At 40.9% G+C, this 15,796-nt stretch carries 15 protein-coding genes, 6 tRNA genes and 1 rRNA gene; 17 read left to right on the top strand and 5 right to left on the bottom strand.

The features are described from left to right. From rrf to rocF, 8 genes are all read left to right on the top strand, one after another. Positions 1 to 102, top strand: a 5S ribosomal RNA gene (gene rrf, locus IEU81_RS06180); the annotation flags it as partial. A 19-nt stretch (positions 103 to 121) separates the two neighbouring features. Beyond that, positions 122 to 196: transfer RNA gene (locus IEU81_RS06175), tRNA-Asn, on the top strand. Between the two features lie 11 nt (positions 197 to 207). Further along, positions 208 to 282 (top strand) — tRNA-Glu (locus tag IEU81_RS06170). Between the two features lie 21 nt (positions 283 to 303). Next, positions 304 to 376: transfer RNA gene (locus IEU81_RS06165), tRNA-Val, on the top strand. Positions 377 to 386: 10 nt separating this feature from the next. Then, positions 387 to 470 (top strand) — tRNA-Tyr (locus IEU81_RS06160). A 7-nt stretch (positions 471 to 477) separates the two neighbouring features. After that, positions 478 to 549 (top strand) — tRNA-Gln (locus IEU81_RS06155). Positions 550 to 566: 17 nt separating this feature from the next. Further along, a tRNA-Lys gene (locus IEU81_RS06150) sits at positions 567 to 639 on the top strand. Between the two features lie 139 nt (positions 640 to 778). Continuing rightward, on the top strand, positions 779 to 1,684 hold the full coding sequence (gene rocF / locus IEU81_RS06145; protein WP_373867773.1) for an arginase: 906 nt from the start codon (positions 779 to 781) through the stop codon (positions 1,682 to 1,684). Positions 1,685 to 1,707: 23 nt separating this feature from the next. On the opposite strand, the gene IEU81_RS06140 is transcribed toward rocF, so the two are convergent. Beyond that, positions 1,708 to 2,154, bottom strand: coding sequence for a winged helix-turn-helix domain-containing protein (locus tag IEU81_RS06140; protein WP_186090760.1), 447 nt, complete (start codon positions 2,152 to 2,154; stop codon positions 1,708 to 1,710). A gap of 142 nt (positions 2,155 to 2,296) precedes the next feature. Between IEU81_RS06140 and IEU81_RS06135 the strand changes: the two genes are divergently transcribed. From IEU81_RS06135 to glmM, 4 genes are read left to right on the top strand one after another with little or no spacing between them, the layout of a single operon-like run. Further along, positions 2,297 to 3,244: a helix-turn-helix domain-containing protein gene (locus IEU81_RS06135; RefSeq protein ID WP_176760642.1), complete on the top strand. Its 948-nt coding sequence runs from the start codon at positions 2,297 to 2,299 to the stop codon at positions 3,242 to 3,244. A 22-nt stretch (positions 3,245 to 3,266) separates the two neighbouring features. Continuing rightward, the gene (gene cdaA, locus IEU81_RS06130; protein ID WP_092598581.1) at positions 3,267 to 4,088 is read left to right on the top strand and encodes a diadenylate cyclase CdaA; all 822 of its coding nucleotides are present in this window, start codon (positions 3,267 to 3,269) and stop codon (positions 4,086 to 4,088) included. Further along, positions 4,075 to 5,022 (top strand): CdaR family protein, encoded by a 948-nt coding sequence (locus IEU81_RS06125; RefSeq protein WP_186090758.1) that lies wholly within the window; start codon positions 4,075 to 4,077, stop codon positions 5,020 to 5,022. The genes cdaA and IEU81_RS06125 overlap by 14 nt, the downstream gene beginning before the upstream one ends. 24 nt (positions 5,023 to 5,046) lie before the next feature. Continuing rightward, complete coding sequence (gene glmM / locus IEU81_RS06120) at positions 5,047 to 6,399, top strand: phosphoglucosamine mutase (protein WP_092598587.1); 1,353 nt, start codon at positions 5,047 to 5,049, stop codon at positions 6,397 to 6,399. 61 nt (positions 6,400 to 6,460) lie between these two features. On the opposite strand, the gene IEU81_RS06115 is transcribed toward glmM, so the two are convergent. Continuing rightward, positions 6,461 to 6,994: a metal-dependent hydrolase gene (locus IEU81_RS06115; protein WP_092598590.1), complete on the bottom strand. Its 534-nt coding sequence runs from the start codon at positions 6,992 to 6,994 to the stop codon at positions 6,461 to 6,463. A 170-nt stretch (positions 6,995 to 7,164) separates the two neighbouring features. Here IEU81_RS06115 and IEU81_RS06110 point away from each other — a divergent pair, with 170 nt between their 5' ends. Together IEU81_RS06110 and glmS are read left to right on the top strand one after the other, a co-directional pair. Continuing rightward, positions 7,165 to 7,359, top strand: coding sequence for a YwbE family protein (locus IEU81_RS06110; protein ID WP_186090757.1), 195 nt, complete (start codon positions 7,165 to 7,167; stop codon positions 7,357 to 7,359). A gap of 588 nt (positions 7,360 to 7,947) precedes the next feature. Beyond that, positions 7,948 to 9,750, top strand: a complete 1,803-nt coding sequence (glmS, locus tag IEU81_RS06105; protein ID WP_186090755.1) for a glutamine--fructose-6-phosphate transaminase (isomerizing) — start codon at positions 7,948 to 7,950, stop codon at positions 9,748 to 9,750. Between the two features lie 43 nt (positions 9,751 to 9,793). Here glmS and IEU81_RS06100 read toward each other — a convergent pair whose 3' ends face one another. Continuing rightward, a complete protein-coding gene (locus IEU81_RS06100) occupies positions 9,794 to 10,414 on the bottom strand; it encodes an NAD(P)-dependent oxidoreductase (protein ID WP_186090753.1) in 621 nt (206 codons plus the stop codon). Positions 10,415 to 10,745: 331 nt separating this feature from the next. Between IEU81_RS06100 and gcvPA the strand changes: the two genes are divergently transcribed. The 3 genes from gcvPA (at position 10,746) to IEU81_RS06085 (ending at position 14,561) form a co-directional block, all read left to right on the top strand. Next, complete coding sequence (gene gcvPA, locus IEU81_RS06095) at positions 10,746 to 12,098, top strand: aminomethyl-transferring glycine dehydrogenase subunit GcvPA (protein WP_186090752.1); 1,353 nt, start codon at positions 10,746 to 10,748, stop codon at positions 12,096 to 12,098. Next, positions 12,091 to 13,557 (top strand): aminomethyl-transferring glycine dehydrogenase subunit GcvPB, encoded by a 1,467-nt coding sequence (gcvPB, locus tag IEU81_RS06090; RefSeq protein WP_186090750.1) that lies wholly within the window; start codon positions 12,091 to 12,093, stop codon positions 13,555 to 13,557. The genes gcvPA and gcvPB overlap by 8 nt, the downstream gene beginning before the upstream one ends. 194 nt (positions 13,558 to 13,751) lie before the next feature. After that, positions 13,752 to 14,561, top strand: a complete 810-nt coding sequence (locus IEU81_RS06085) for a SurA N-terminal domain-containing protein (protein WP_092598608.1) — start codon at positions 13,752 to 13,754, stop codon at positions 14,559 to 14,561. A 99-nt stretch (positions 14,562 to 14,660) separates the two neighbouring features. On the opposite strand, the gene IEU81_RS06080 is transcribed toward IEU81_RS06085, so the two are convergent. Continuing rightward, complete coding sequence (locus tag IEU81_RS06080; protein WP_186090748.1) at positions 14,661 to 14,819, bottom strand: hypothetical protein; 159 nt, start codon at positions 14,817 to 14,819, stop codon at positions 14,661 to 14,663. 77 nt (positions 14,820 to 14,896) lie between these two features. After that, positions 14,897 to 15,724: a MerR family transcriptional regulator gene (locus IEU81_RS06075; RefSeq protein WP_209725773.1), complete on the bottom strand. Its 828-nt coding sequence runs from the start codon at positions 15,722 to 15,724 to the stop codon at positions 14,897 to 14,899. Positions 15,725 to 15,796: the final 72 nt, after the last annotated feature.

The following is a 15,796-nucleotide window of genomic DNA, read 5'->3' as shown; positions in this document are numbered from 1 at the left end:
GCGGAGAGGCCACACCTGTTCCCATGTCGAACACAGCAGTTAAGCTCTCCAGCGCCGATGGTAGTTGGACTGACGTCCCGCAAGAGTAGGACGCTGCCAGGCTAATATTTTTATTTATTATTCCACAGTAGCTCAGTGGTAGAGCTATCGGCTGTTAACCGATCGGTCGTAGGTTCGAGTCCTACCTGTGGAGCCATTTTTTTGTCTGGCCCGTTGGTCAAGCGGTTAAGACACCGCCCTTTCACGGCGGTAACACGGGTTCGAGTCCCGTACGGGTCACCATTTAATTCAATAGTTCAATATGGAGAATTAGCTCAGCTGGGAGAGCATCTGCCTTACAAGCAGAGGGTCGGCGGTTCGAGCCCGTCATTCTCCATTTTTTGTCTGGAAGGGTAGCGAAGTGGCTAAACGCGGCGGACTGTAAATCCGCTCCTTCGGGTTCGGCAGTTCGAATCTGCCCCCTTCCACCATAGATTTTGGGCTGTAGCCAAGCGGTAAGGCAACGGGTTTTGGTCTCGTGACGCGAAGGTTCGAATCCTTCCAGCCCAGTATAATTATTTTATTTAGAGCCATTAGCTCAGTTGGTAGAGCATCTGACTTTTAATCAGAGGGTCGCAGGTTCGAATCCTGCATGGCTCATCATCGAACACTTACTTTTGTAGGTGTTCTTTTTTTATGCATAATTTTATTTTAAATTTATATTTATAAGCACTTGTATAAAAGCGCTTTCTTTAGTATATTGTTACTAGACAAAGGAATAGGTTATGGGGGGATGTCAGTGGTTAAAATAGACATCATAGGCGCACCGACAGCATTTGGGCAGCCAAAGTTAGGGGTATCTTTGGGACCGGATGCGGTGCGTTTTTCAGGATTAGAGGAGAATTTAAAAAGTTTAGGTCATGATGTTTCAGATCTCGGAAATGTATACGGAAATTATAAAACGGTTTACCGTAAAGACAATGTTAAAGATGGCCAGGGATTAATCAATTTTGATGAAGTCAGAGACTTCAGTGAACACTTATCACAAGCTGTAGACAATACTTTAAAGAATAAGAGATTTCCATTTGTTATTGGCGGAGATCACAGCCTGTCAATCGGCTCAGTCAGCGCAGTAAGTCATCACTACAGTAATCTCGGTGTTTTATGGATTGATGCGCACGGTGATATTAACAGCAGTGATACGTCTCCAAGTGGAAATATCCACGGCATGCCTTTAGGTGTCCTTTTAGGCGAGGGCAATGAAGCATTGGTAAACATTAATCATAAAGGTGCAAAACTTAAACATGAAAATATTGTTTTAGTTGGAGTACGTGATCTGGATGCCGGTGAAAAAGCCTATATTAAAAAGCACGGTATTAAATGTTACACTATGAGTGATGTTGCGAGATTGGGTCTCGATACAGTCATCACTAAAGCTTTGAAACATTTGCAGGAATGCGATGGTATTCATTTATCGCTTGATGTGGACAGCCTGGACCCGATGGAAATGCCGGGAACAGGAACTAAAGTCGACGGCGGAATATTTTTATCGGATATGCTTTTAGCTTTAAATATACTGAGTAAAACTGAACAGCTTGTATCAGCAGACTTAGTTGAAGTGAATCCGCTGCTTGATAACCGCAATAAAACAGCAGTTAAAGCAGTGACATTGGCAGAGTACATATTTGGGCAAAGCCAAATTTAAACACAGAAGCAGTGATGCTTCTCTTATATATTCAATACATAGACAGCATACTCATCAGCAGTAGCTGTTTCTTTTTTGGAAATTTTTCTCTGTTCTTTATCGGATAAAAGCTTACTGAAATTTTCATAGTCAGCATTGTTCATTTTAATATTATATACAGCGGGTGCTGCTTGCTGATCTGTATGATTAAAATTAAAAATATTGGCAGACGGTATAATCTTTCTTGCCGCAGGCTGGTAAAATTTTTGGATAATGCTATTTTTTTCTTCAGTGTGATGAATAGTGATAATATTATGGGACAGGAGCTGATTTAAATGGTAATGAACTTTAGCTCTCGGCAAGGCGAGTGTGTCGGCAAGCATCTGTCCGGTTTTCGGGCCATCTGCCATAAGAGAAAGCAGCTGTATTCTAAAGGGATCACTGATCGACTTAAGCTGTTCCAGCTCAGTAATGACAAGCAATGGTTTCATCAATATCCTCCGTGTAATTTTTCTTTTATTATCATGTAAAATGTAAATATAGTCAATTAAACAGATTTTAAATAATGTGAATATTTGTTACACATTTGTGAATTTGGTATTATTAAAATGTTAAGTACTTAGGGGGATGAGTATGATAGGTCAAAGAATTAAAGAGATACGCAACAATAACAATCTAACTCAGGAAGAGCTCGCGGACGGGATCATCTCCCGCACTTATTTAAGTCTGATTGAAAAAGGTACAGTCCAGCCGTCGACCAATGTATTAGTCAAGCTGAGCAAACGTTTGAACTGTACTGTGAATGACTTCATGGCAGAAGTTTCACATTTTAAATATAATAATTTTGAAATTCTGCGGGAAATCGGTCATTACGAATTAAAAGTAGACAACGGGGACTATGAAGCTGTAAAATATTTTATCGATAAAGAATATGAGCAGATTGAAGATGTGCCGCTGCCGGACAGCGGGAGAATACATTTAATTTATGCGCGTTACTACAAATTTAAACATGATTTAAAACGAACGCGCCTGCACACAGACAAGGCAATTCAGCAGCTGTCAACTGTCGCTGTGAACCAGCACTATGTCAATGCTGTGCTTCTGAAAGCCGAATTGCTGACAGAAGATGATGCAGTCAACGAAGCAATAGATATTCTGGAAGAAACCGTTTATCTGTTAACAAAATTTGATGAATTAAATGTTTCTGATATTAAATTACGATTTGCACTTGTAAAATGTTATATTATATTTAAACAGTATTACACTGCCTACAGACTGGTTACTGATATTAATCATATATCAGCCAGACTAAACGTGACTTATAAAGCAGACGACTTGAAAAAATTTGAAATATTTCTGCTCCTCCAGCTGGAAAGGTACGAAGAAGTACTGGAATTATCAGGGGAGAACAGCGAGTCAGAAATCAGCATTATGAGAGCATATAGTCTGTGGCAGCTGGACAAGGTAAAAGAAGCTGATCAATTATTAAAAGCGATACCAGAGCCTGCTAAGGACTCTTTCAGCATACCGCAAACAGGTAGTCTGTATAAAGAACTTACCGGGAGATTAGGTGGCTTATAACATAATAGAAAGGATAATCATTATGGAAACAGCCAACTTTTTTGATAATATCTCTACCTCTTTTGTCATAACCAGTATTATAGACATACTGATTATATGGTACGTTTTTTACTTAATACTGACAGTGATCAAAGGGACGAAAGCTGTACAGCTGATCAAAGGGATATTTTTCATAATTATTGGACGGGCATTAAGTAACTTTTTTGATTTAACAACGACGACACAGCTGTTCGATATGGTGCTGCAATGGGGGTTCCTTGCAGTCATCGTAATATTCCAGCCTGAATTAAGACGGGCGCTTGAACAGCTCGGGCGGGGCAGCCTGTTCAGAAGCAGCAGCGGCAACGAAGCTTCTGAATATGAAAAATTACGGCAGGATATGGTGACCGCAGTCCGTTACATGGCAAAACGCCGGATCGGGGCTTTAATCGTGCTGGAAAAAGAAACAGGACTAAAAGATTATATTGAAACGGGCGTACCGCTGTATTCGGAAATATCATCCCAGCTCTTAATCAATATATTCATTCCGAATACGCCGCTCCATGACGGTGCGATGATTATTCAGGGAGATAAAATTGCAACCGCTGGCAGCTATTTACCGCTGTCTGAAAGTAATAAAATTGCTAAAGATCTCGGGACGCGCCACAGGGCAGCTGTCGGTATTTCAGAAGTGACAGATGCATTTACCATTATTGTTTCAGAAGAGACAGGTAACATTTCCGTTACATACGATAGCAAACTATCTAAAGAGATTACCCTGGAAGAGTTGGAAGAATACCTTCAAAAACATTGGCTGATTGCATCCAGCAGTAAAGAAGGAGGCGGTTTATTTGCTCGAAAATAAACTAAGTGTAAGCATTGTTGCTTTGTTACTGGCACTGTTTATGTTCGTTAATGCGAATAATGTATTCGAGGATATGAACCTGTTTAATGATGAGGCTGAAAACCAGGAAAATACTGAGTTTATCGAAGGCGTGCCAGTAGAGGTGCTATACGATGAAGAATCTTATTACGTCTCAGGTGTACCGCAGGAAGTCACCGTGGAACTTGGCGGAGCGAACTCTAATGTTAAACGATTGCAGGCAACACGTAATTTTGAAGTGGTCTTAGACCTTAGAAACCGCGAACCTGGGGAGTATGAAGTCTTCTTTACTGTAAATGGACTGCCGGAAAATGTTTCGGGAACAGTCCAGCCGGAAACAGCGAATGTAACGATTCAAAATCTTGTCACTCAAACGTTTGAAGTGCAGGTTGAAGTCAGTGAAGGACGCGTCGGCTCCAGCTACCAGCTTGACTCTGTGAATGTTGAACCGTCGACTGTGACAGTTAGCGGTGGTGAAAGTACGATGAATCGTATACAATATGTACGTGCGATGATGACAGATACTTCAAGGATTACAGAGGAACGAGTCGAAGAAGCAGAGGTCAGCGCATTTGATGCACAGTATAATAAACTGGACGTAGAAATTGAACCGTCGACTGTTAGAATTGAAATTGACGTTAACGAATTGAGTAAGGAAGTACCTGTTTACCAGGAAACAACCGGTGAGGTTGCAGATGGAAACAGGCTATCGGATGTAGAATTAAATCATGATACAATTGAAATATATGGTGACAGAGAAACCTTAAGTTCGATCTCTTCTGTAACTGCAGAAGTCGATGTCGGCGGAATGTCATCATCTGGTAAGAAAGACGTCCGGCTTGAGTTGCCGGAAAATGTAACGAAAAGTGAACCTGCCGTACTTGAGGCAGATGTAACAATTGAAGAAGACGAATAATTGCTGCTTAAAAAGGAGATTACTATGGGAAAGTATTTTGGTACAGATGGAGTTAGAGGTATTGCAAACGAAGGATTAACCCCTGAACTGGCATTTAAATTAGGCCGTTTCGGCGGTTATACATTACTTGAAAAGGGCGAAGAGCATCCGCGCGTGTTAGTCGGCAGAGATACACGTATTTCTGGAGAGATGCTGGAATCTGCGCTCGTTGCAGGACTGTTATCAATCGGTGCTGAAGTCATGCGCTTGGGTGTCATTTCTACACCGGGAGTGGCTTACTTAACAAAAGAAATGGAAGCAAATGCAGGGGTCATGATTTCTGCATCACATAACCCGGTTGAAGACAATGGAATTAAATTTTTCGGACCGGATGGTTTTAAACTGACGGACGAACAGGAAAATGAAATCGAAGCGCTGCTGGACAGCGATGAAGATACACTACCTAGACCGACAGGCGTGTCTGTAGGAACAATTTCAGATTATTTTGAAGGCGGCCAGAAATATTTAAGTTACTTGAAATCAACAATTGATACAGATTTTGAAGGACTGAAAATTGGTCTTGACGGTGCCCACGGTTCAACATATCACCTGGGACCATATTTATTCGGAGATTTAGAAGCGGATACTGCAACTGTCGGCAGCAATCCGGATGGAACGAATATCAACGCTGAAGTCGGTTCAACACATCCGGAGAAACTTCAAGCACTCGTTAAAGAAGAAGAATGCGACTTCGGTCTTGCCTTTGACGGCGACGGCGACAGAATTATCGCAGTAGATGAAAACGGCGAAATCGTCGACGGCGACAAAATAATGTTCATCCTTGCTCAGTCTTTAAAAGAAAAAGGCCAGCTGAAAGATAATACTGTTGTATCGACAGTAATGAGTAACCTTGGATTCTATAAAGCAATTGAAGCAAACGGTATGAAGTCCGATAAAACTAAAGTCGGCGACAGATACGTCGTTGCTGAAATGCGTCAGGGCGGCTACTCACTCGGCGGTGAGCAATCGGGTCATATCGTTATGATGGACTATAATACGACTGGAGACGGTCTGTTAACAGGTATTCACCTGGCTGCAATTATTAAAGAATCAGGTAAAAAACTGAGTGAACTTGCAGCACAAGTCGAAACATTCCCTCAGGAGCTCGTAAACGTGCGTGTAAACGATAAACACAACGTGACGAACAATGAGGCAGTGAAAGAAATTATGAACGATGTTGAAGATCGTATGGCAGGTAACGGAAGAATTCTCGTCCGTGCTTCAGGAACAGAACCATTAGTCCGTGTAATGGTAGAAGCAGAAACTGAAGAACTTGCAGCGCAATACAGCAAAGAAATTGCTAAAGTTGTAGAAGCTGAAATGGGTCTCGACAAGTAAAATAAAAAAAGTGCTGTTTTCCATTTTGGAAAACAGCACTTTTTTCTTATCAAATACGGGATTAATAAACGGGCTCTGCTAAAAGCTCGCCCATATTAAAATCATTGATAAAATTAAATATGTATACACCTAATACTTGAAAACCAAAATATAAAGAAACGAGACACAGCAGGCTGAAAATAATATTTTCTGCAAAACTGCCGGTTCTGGTAGTGACAGGAAACCTCACTTTAAAACTAATCGGGAAAAACAGCTGAATCCCGCTTTTAGTTGCCATATCCAAAATATAGTGGCTGATCATTCCTGTGATTAGACCGAGTTTTATCGAGTCGTTTGGAAAAAAGTAGTCGACAAGAAAAGCGATCAAAACGATAAATAACAAGCTGTGTGTAAACGAACGGTGACCGAAGACGAAATTGATTAATTTCGACAGAACCGGAAACGTCTTACCAATCTTGCTGCCGCCGTGGCAAATATCGGGAAGTAAAGCCCCGGCAATGCCGGCGCCAATTAATAAAACAGGATCGGCGTATGTAAAATGAGCGACCGCCAGACTGGATGCGACACCACCGATGATATGAGTTTTACCCTTCATGATGCGACCTCCTCTGACCTGTATATTATAACACTTTTAAGACAAAAATATAACTTTTATCGAACATATATTTGGTAATGTTAAGTCATTGCTTGCTGAGTAATTTCGATAAAAAAACAGTAAAAATGTTATGATGAATATAATATAAAGGAAGCGCGAGGAGAGTTAATATGGATGGAACAAAAAGAGCCGATATTAAAGTGGGCAGCACAGTAAAAGTTGTGCAGAAACATCACCAGAGATCCGGGGAACTGACTGAAGGCGTTGTGGCTAGAATTTTAACCAATTCAGCAAATCATCATCACGGGATCAAAGTTAAATTAGAAGACGGCATAGTTGGCAGAGTGAAGGAAATAGCAGAATAAGAGATTTTGAAAGTTTGGACAGGAGCGATAGTAGAATCGTTCCTGTTTTTTTGATAAAGAGGACTACACTGTCAATCAAACATATTTGACTGACAGTGTGAAGAGTCAGACGAGGATTCTTGCCAGATTTTCCATTAATTTGGTCTACACTGTCAATCAAAGGTATTTGACTGACAGTGTGAAGAATCAGGCGAGGATTTTTGTCAGATTTTCCGTTGATTTGGTCTACACTGTCAATCAAACATATTTGACTGACAGTGTACTAGCCAATTAACCAGTCCTCAGCCAATCTCTCATCCCAATCCAAACTTTTTTTCCATTTAAAGGTAAAAAAATCTTGTAATCCTTAAAAAAATAAATTACACTTTTAATCTGAAGAAAAAAGGAGTGAAATTTGTAAACTAAATCGGAATAGCGCCTGAGCAGCAGAGTATGCTGTTGACGAGGAGGACAGTGATCGAAAATTCGGCGGATGCTGTCCCGGATACTAAAGTATTCGTAAGTTTATCTGTTAAAACTGCCGGGCAACCGGTCTGACAGAGCAGATATCCCATAAAACTTAAAACAAGTGTAAAGGGAGTTTATCTTATGTGCGGAATAGTTGGTTATATTGGAACGAAAGATACGAAGGAAATATTATTGCATGGTCTTGAAAAATTAGAATACCGCGGTTACGATTCAGCGGGTATTGCGGTAAAAAACGATAAAGAAACGAAAGTCTTTAAAGAAAAAGGGAGAATTGCTGATCTTAGAAAACAAGTTGATAATGATTTCAACGGTACAATCGGTATCGGTCATACACGCTGGGCAACACACGGCGAGCCGAGTGTGACGAATTCTCACCCGCATCAGAGTCACAATCAGAGATTCACTTTGGTGCATAACGGCGTCATTGAAAACTACAAACAGTTAAAAGAAGAGTATTTAAACGATGTTGATCTGGTATCAGATACAGATACGGAAATCATCGTTCAGCTGATTGCTAAGTTTGCTGACGAAGGCTCATCGACACTTGAAGCATTCCGTAAAACCTTATCGTTACTGCACGGTTCATATGCCATCGGGCTGCTAGATAATGAAGACAATCACACAATCTACGCTGCGAAAAACAAATCACCGCTGCTGTTAGGAAAAGGCGACGGGTTTAACGTGATTACATCAGATGCGATGGCAATGCTGAATTTAACTAATGAATTTGTTGAACTGATGGACGGCGAAGTCATTCAGGTAATGGACGATAAAATGCTCATCAGCGATAATGAAGGCACTGAAATCGAACGTGAATCGTATATTGCAGAAATCGATGCGAGCGATACGGAGCTTGGGACTTACCCGCATTATATGATTAAGGAAATTAATGAACAGCCGCAGGTCATGCGCAAAATCATTAAAGAATATCAGGATGATAACGGTGAATTAAAAATCGATAAAAATATTGTTAAACAGCTGAATGACGCTGACCGCTTATATATTATCGCTGCCGGTACGAGTTATCATGCGGGCTTGATTGGTAAAGAATACTTCGAAAAATGGGCAGGCGTGCCGACAGAAGTACACGTCGCTTCAGAATTAGTTTATAATACACCGCTCTTATCCGAGCGTCCATTGTTTATCTTTATCTCCCAATCAGGAGAAACAGCAGATAGCCGTGCCGTACTGGTTGATATTAAAAACAAAGGTTATCAATCACTAACGATTACGAATGTGCCGGGATCAACATTGTCACGTGAAGCGGATGAGACGCTGATCCTGCATGCCGGCCCTGAAATAGCGGTAGCATCGACAAAAGCATATGTGGCACAAATTGCAGTATTGGCGATTACAGCAGCTGTGACAGCCAGAGAATTGAACAAAGTGTCAGATATGAACCTTATGTCAGAACTCGGTAAAGTCACTACGGCCATAACGTCGGTAATTGATGATGCTTCAAAAATCGAAGAAATCGTTAAAAGTTATTTGGAAACTGCGAGAAATGCGTTCTTTATCGGCAGAGCACTGGATTACTACGTCGGTCTAGAAGGTGCATTGAAGCTGAAAGAAATCTCTTATATTCAGGCAGAAGGCTTTGCCGGCGGTGAGCTGAAACACGGAACGATTGCTTTAATTGAAAAAGGCACGCCGGTGTTTGCACTGTCTACACAGGAAAAAGTGGATTTAAATATTAGAAGTAACGCACAGGAAGTCGCAGCAAGAGGGGCGAATGTGTGTGTGGTAGCGATGGAAGGACTGGAACAGGAAGGTGATGCATATGTCATACCGAAAGTGGATGAAATGCTCACACCGCTCGTATCTGTAGTTATTTACCAGTTAATTTCATACTATGCAGCGCTGCACAGAGGCAACGATGTTGATAAACCGCGTAACCTGGCGAAGTCGGTTACAGTGGAATAATATAAAAAGAGAGCTCCAGACAAAGCACTGGAGATCTCTTTTTTTAATACGCCAGTCCCACTCTCGATTTCACATACACGTCGCTGCCAAGCTGGCTATAAGCGAAGTGGGCTGTGTCTCCGACGCTGATCTGTTTGCCGTTTTCCGGTAAAAAGTTTCTTTCCTCACGGTATTCACCCACAGCTTTGCCGTCGGGTAAATATGTCGGGCAAACAATGGTCCAATCTAAACCTGATGTTTCCAGCAAGTCAAAGACTTTGTGATGTTCTTCTGCGGCGCGTGTCAATCTGCGTTTGGATTCACTGGATTGATAGCGGAGGCGGTCGGCGTCTATTCTGCTTTCTAAAATACCGGCAGTCCCGATTGAAACGAGACGATTAACTCCCGCTTCCTCCATAGCTTCAATAATCAGCGGCATGCTTTTCGATAAAGTATCGTCTCCATCTGTATTTAAAGCGCTGATCACAGCATCGGCACCTCTCACTGCTTGCTCAATATTTTCCTTGTCTAAAACATTTCCTTTAATCACCGTCAGGTTATCATCAGCAACGGTAATTTTTTCTGGGCTGCGTACCAATCCGGTGACCTGGTTTTTATCTTGTAAAGCCAAGGCGGCGATTTGACTGCCAACTCTTCCTGTCATTCCAAGTATAGTAATCTTCATCTTGCATTCTCCTTATTCACAAAAATAATGAATTCTTATCTCAAGCGTATCAAGTCATAATTTTTATACAAATAAAGTTCATTTTACTTATATGAGACTGGCTTTATACCCTAATAAACTTTATAATAAACAATGTATGGGGAAATAGTCAGATAACGGGCAATTTATTGTAACGCTTTCTGAAAGCGCTGTATTATTTTTCTGTTTTCCATATCAGCGCGCTATCATAATGATTATTTTTTAAATCCTTATGTTAATATAGAGCGTGGGAGTAAAATAATAATATTTTAATTATTATATTATAAATGTGAAGAACAGGGAGGAAATTGTAATGGATTTTCGTTATTTACCAGCGACTGAAGCTGATAAAGCACAGATGTTAGAAAAGATCGGTGTAAAATCCACAGACGAGCTTTTTTCAGATATTCCTGAAAAAGTGAGACTGGACAGAAAATTAAATCTGAAAGAACCAAAGAGTGAGTACGACCTTAAAAAAGAAATGACTGCTATGGCTGCTAAAAATGCCAACTTGCAGGAATACAGCTCTTTCTTAGGTGCTGGTGTTTATGACCACTTCATTCCATCAGTCGTTGACCACGTTATTTCCAGACAAGAATTTTATACATCTTACACACCTTACCAGCCGGAAATGACACAAGGTGAGCTTCAGGCGATGTTTGAGTTCCAGACGATGATTTCTGAAATTACAGGCATGCCTATCGTAAACTCTTCATTATATGATGGCGGAACGGCTGTTGTTGAAGCGATGTACTTAAGTAATGTTCAGACTAAAAAGAACAAAATCTTAGTATCAGAAGCTTTACACCCTGAGTACCGTCAATTAGTTAAAACTGCATCTAAAGGTAAAGGCCTTGAAATTGTTGAAATCGGTTTAACTGATGGTAAAACAGACTTAGAGCAGCTTGAAAAAGAAATCGATGAAAATACTGCTTCAGTGATTGTTCAGTACCCTAACTTCTTAGGTCAGATTGAACCGCTTGAAGAAATTAATAAATTAATTAAAGCTCAGCCTAAAGCAATGATGATTGTTTCAAGTAACCCGTTATCATTAGGCTACTTAACACCGCCTGCAGAGTTCGGTGCTGATATCGTTGTCGGTGATACACAAGTATTCGGTATCCCTGCACAGCTCGGCGGACCGCACTGCGGCTACTTCGCAACAACTGATAAGTTAATGCGTAAAGTACCTGGACGTTTCGTTGGTGAAACTGTCGATGAAGACGGACAGCGCGGTTTCGTGCTTGCACTTCAAACGAGAGAGCAGCACATCAGACGTGAAAAAGCGACATCTAACATTACATCTAACCAGGCATTAAACGCAGTAGCAAGTTCTGCTGCTATGAGTGCGCTTGGTAAAAACGGTGTGAAAGACATGTCTAAATTAAACATGCAGAAAGCAAGATATACGAAACAGCAGCTTGAAGCAGCTGGTTTACCGGCAGCATTCCAGGGCGCATTTTTCAATGAGTTCGTAGTTAAGCTTTCACAGCCTGTTAAGACGGTTAACGAGAAGTTATTTGAAAAAGGAATTGTCGGCGGATTTGACCTTGGTATTATTTACCCTGAGTTCGAAAACCACATGCTGATCGCAACGACAGAAATCCGTTCAAAAGACGAAATCGATGCATTTGTTAAAGAATTGGGGGATATCAACAATGGCTAATGAAAACTTTCCATTAATTTTTGAACGCAGTAAAGAAGGCAGAGTAGGATACAGCCTGCCGACACTTGATGTTCCAGAAGTTAATTTAGAAGAAGAAATTGATGATGCTTACATTCGTAAAGTCGATGCAAACCTTCCGGAAGTTGATGAACTGGAATTAATGCGTCACTATACTGGTTTATCTAACCGCAACTTCGGTATTCACACAGGATTTTATCCTTTAGGGTCTTGTACGATGAAATATAACCCGGTAATTAACGAAGATGTAGTCAGATTACCTGGTTTCAGCCATATTCACCCTTACCAGGATACTAAAACAATCCAGGGTGCTTTAGAGTTAATGTACGATCTTCAAGTTCATCTTGAAGAAATTACAGGAATGGATGAAATCACATTGCAGCCGGCTGCCGGTTCTCAAGGTGAGTGGACTGCACTGATGGTATTTAAAGCATTCCACGCAGCGAATGGTGAATCACACCGTAACGAAGTCATCGTTCCTGACTCAGCACACGGTACTAACCCTGCATCAGCAGCAGTTGCCGGCTTTAAAATCGTTGAAGTTAAATCAAACGATAAAGGTCTCGTAGACGTTGAAGACCTTAAGAAAGTCGTTAACGAAAACACTGCAGCATTAATGCTGACAAACCCGAACACTTTAGGTTTATTTGAAACACAAATCCTTGAAATGGCTGACATTATTCACGAAGCCGGCGGTAAAATGTACTATGATGGTGCAAACTTAAACGCAATCATGGGTTACGCACGTCCTGGAGATATGGGCTTTGACGCAGTTCACTTGAACCTGCACAAAACATTCACAGGTCCTCACGGCGGCGGCGGTCCGGGTTCAGGCCCGATCGGTGTGACTGAAGAACTGGCTAAATTCTTGCCGAAACCTGTTGTGACAGAAGAAAACGGTGTATACGATTTAGATTACAACCGTCCGGATTCAATCGGTATGGTTAAGAATTTCTACGGTAACTTTGGAATTAACGTCCGTTCTTACACTTACATCCGTACTTTAGGTGCAGAAGGACTTAAAAAAGCAAGTGAGTACGCAGTACTTAACGCTAACTACATCATGCGCAGCTTGCAGGAGAAATACGAACTTCCGTTCACACAGCACTGTAAACACGAATTCGTTATTTCCGGAAACAAACAAAAAGCACTTGGAGTCAGAACTGCAGACATTGCTAAACGTCTGATGGACTTTGACATCCACCCGCCGACTGTTTACTTCCCATTAATCGTAGGCGAAGCGATGATGATTGAACCGACTGAAACAGAGTCTAAAGAAACTCTGGATCACTTTATCAATACAATGCTTCAAATCGCGGATGAAGCGGAAAATAATCCGGACATCATTCACGAAGCACCACACAAAACATCAGTTAAACGTTTAGACGAAACAAGAGCGTCACGTAAACCGGTATTACGCTGGAATAAAGAAGAAGCATAATAAATGAGAACACTGCCCTTGCAGCGATATGAAAATATCGGCTGCAGGGGTTTCTTTCTAGTGAGGTGATTCACAATGTCATGAATTCAACATATTTCAAGAAATTTATTTTCGTCATAGCCGCTTTTTACATGCCTCTGTAGATAATCTGCGTTAGAATGACCAACAAGTAAGGAATAAAAGGAGAGTCACAAATGAAGAAATGGTTATCAAGTTTAACAATAATAGGCTCATTGCTGCTGCTCGGTGCATGCAATGGTGATGAAGAAGCAGCAGAAACAGAAGATACCGGCGCAGCGCAGGAAGAAGCTCCGGAAGCATCTGAGGAATCAGGTGCAGCAGCTGAAGGGGAAGAAAATGCAGAAAGTGCATCAGCTGAACAGCCTGAACAGCCGGAACCTGACTTAGAAGGGGTGCCGGATGTTGTTGCAGAAGTGAACGGAACTGAAATTGAAAAACCTGAGTTTGAAGAAGCGTATACTATGCAGTTCCAGCAGGCGGCAATGATGTCGCAAATGTCTGGTGAAGAAGTCAATCAGGATGACTTGAAAACACAAGTTGCTGATGGACTGGTTTCACAGGAACTCTTAATCCAGGAAGCGGATAACCGCGAGCTTGAAGTCACTGAAGAAGATACGAATGGTGTCTTAGACGAATTGGTAGAACAAAACGGCATGGAGTCACAGGATGACTTGTTTGCAGCATTTGAAGAACAGGATATGCCTAAAGATGAAGTAATGTCACAAGTTGAAATGCAAGTTAAAGTTGATAAGCTGATTGCTGAAGAATCAGGAGAAATTAATCCGTCAGATGAAGAACTCCAGGAATTATACGATCAGCAGGTAGAACAAATGGAGCAGATGGAAACGGAAGAGGAACCGCCATCATTTGAAGAAATGAAACCTCAGCTTGAAGAACAGGTTGTTATGCAAAAAGAAGGCGAAGCTGCACAAGCTTTAGTTGAAGAACTTAAAGCAGATGCAGATGTAACAATGCACTTGTAATATTATTATAGAAACGAAAAAATCCGTACGCTATTCTCCGGGGAGTCTGGCGTACGGATTATTTATATTGGATATATTTATATCCGGCAGACGCTTTTTCTATCTTACAATAATGTAGTAGATAACGTAGAACCAGCTGAAGATACCGTGAATAATAGCCCAGAGTATAGACTGGTGCAAACTCCAGGAAATTGTGACGGCAAGTACCGTACCAAAACCGACACCTGTTTTAACGACTGAAGTGGATTTACTGCTCACTGCAATGCTCCTTTCTCAAACATGCCGTATTTTTCTTTGAATATATATCAATGCCAGTCATATAGCAAAGAATTGTATTACTTAAGTTTCTTTACAGGGATTGTAATTTTAGTGACATACTGATTGCTGTCGTTAACAGAAATACGGTCCATCAAGGGTTCTTCATATGAAAAGTCAGTCATCTCCAGCTTTTCTGACTCAATAAAATGCATCATTTCATTATATGTATCTGCAATATTTTCGTGTTTGCCGATATGGTAGCCGACGACTTGTAAAGTGGCGTCTTTCTTTACTAAAGGCAGTGCATCAGTAAAATCGGTTTTTGCAAACAGATGTTTAAAACTGTGGTGCTCTCCTGATAATAGTTCATGTTTTTCTAAGATTACTCCAATTGAATACTTCTCATGGAGCGTTCTCATACATTCTTTATAGAAATATGAAATGGACGCCCTGTTTTCATCGTCGTCGTAATTTAACAGCGGCGCGCTTAAATACAAATATTCTTCTTCGGCTTGCACCAGCTTAATCTTGCTAAAGTCCGCTGTCTTAGCCTGTTCGGTAATCTGTATTTTTTTCTCAATAGTTTTTTGTATACTGATGAGATTATTAATTTTTTCTGACAGCTGGTTCGATTTTTCTTTAAAGAGATCAATCATAGTATCCGGTGTTGTATTGCTGATAAAGACCTTAATCTCACTTAGGGACATTTCCATTTCTTTTAATGATTCAATGACGTACATCGTATCGAATTGCGTATAAGAATAGTAGCGGTAGCCTTTACTATCCTTGTGGTCGGGGCAAAGGAGACCGATGTTATCGTAGTGAAACAGTGTCTGTTTCGTCACTTCGCAAAGTTTGGCGAAATCTCCGGTCGTAAAATAAATTTCTGTTTGAATAGGACTCACCTCTTGACTGTATAGTTACCATATAGCTTATATTATACTAGGTCATCGTTTTGATGTGTATTTTAAAATCTC

The organism is Jeotgalicoccus aerolatus, from assembly GCF_014635205.1.
GTDB classification, from domain to species: domain Bacteria; phylum Bacillota; class Bacilli; order Staphylococcales; family Salinicoccaceae; genus Jeotgalicoccus; species Jeotgalicoccus aerolatus.
Note: the sequence above shows the minus strand (reverse complement) of the source record. Positions and strands in the feature narration are given on the sequence as shown.

What these genes read in the sequence shown, in the direction of transcription:
- IEU81_RS06140 (WP_186090760.1), bottom strand. Translation starts at nt 2,154, where the DNA reads ATGAAACCATTGCTTGTCATTACTGAGCTGGAACAGCTTAAGTCGATC.
- IEU81_RS06135 (WP_176760642.1), top strand. Translation starts at nt 2,297, where the DNA reads ATGATAGGTCAAAGAATTAAAGAGATACGCAACAATAACAATCTAACT.
- cdaA (WP_092598581.1), top strand. Translation starts at nt 3,267, where the DNA reads ATGGAAACAGCCAACTTTTTTGATAATATCTCTACCTCTTTTGTCATA.
- glmM (WP_092598587.1), top strand. Translation starts at nt 5,047, where the DNA reads ATGGGAAAGTATTTTGGTACAGATGGAGTTAGAGGTATTGCAAACGAA.
- IEU81_RS06115 (WP_092598590.1), bottom strand. Translation starts at nt 6,994, where the DNA reads ATGAAGGGTAAAACTCATATCATCGGTGGTGTCGCATCCAGTCTGGCG.
- IEU81_RS06110 (WP_186090757.1), top strand. Translation starts at nt 7,165, where the DNA reads ATGGATGGAACAAAAAGAGCCGATATTAAAGTGGGCAGCACAGTAAAA.
- glmS (WP_186090755.1), top strand. Translation starts at nt 7,948, where the DNA reads ATGTGCGGAATAGTTGGTTATATTGGAACGAAAGATACGAAGGAAATA.
- IEU81_RS06100 (WP_186090753.1), bottom strand. Translation starts at nt 10,414, where the DNA reads ATGAAGATTACTATACTTGGAATGACAGGAAGAGTTGGCAGTCAAATC.
- gcvPA (WP_186090752.1), top strand. Translation starts at nt 10,746, where the DNA reads ATGGATTTTCGTTATTTACCAGCGACTGAAGCTGATAAAGCACAGATG.
- gcvPB (WP_186090750.1), top strand. Translation starts at nt 12,091, where the DNA reads ATGGCTAATGAAAACTTTCCATTAATTTTTGAACGCAGTAAAGAAGGC.
- IEU81_RS06085 (WP_092598608.1), top strand. Translation starts at nt 13,752, where the DNA reads ATGAAGAAATGGTTATCAAGTTTAACAATAATAGGCTCATTGCTGCTG.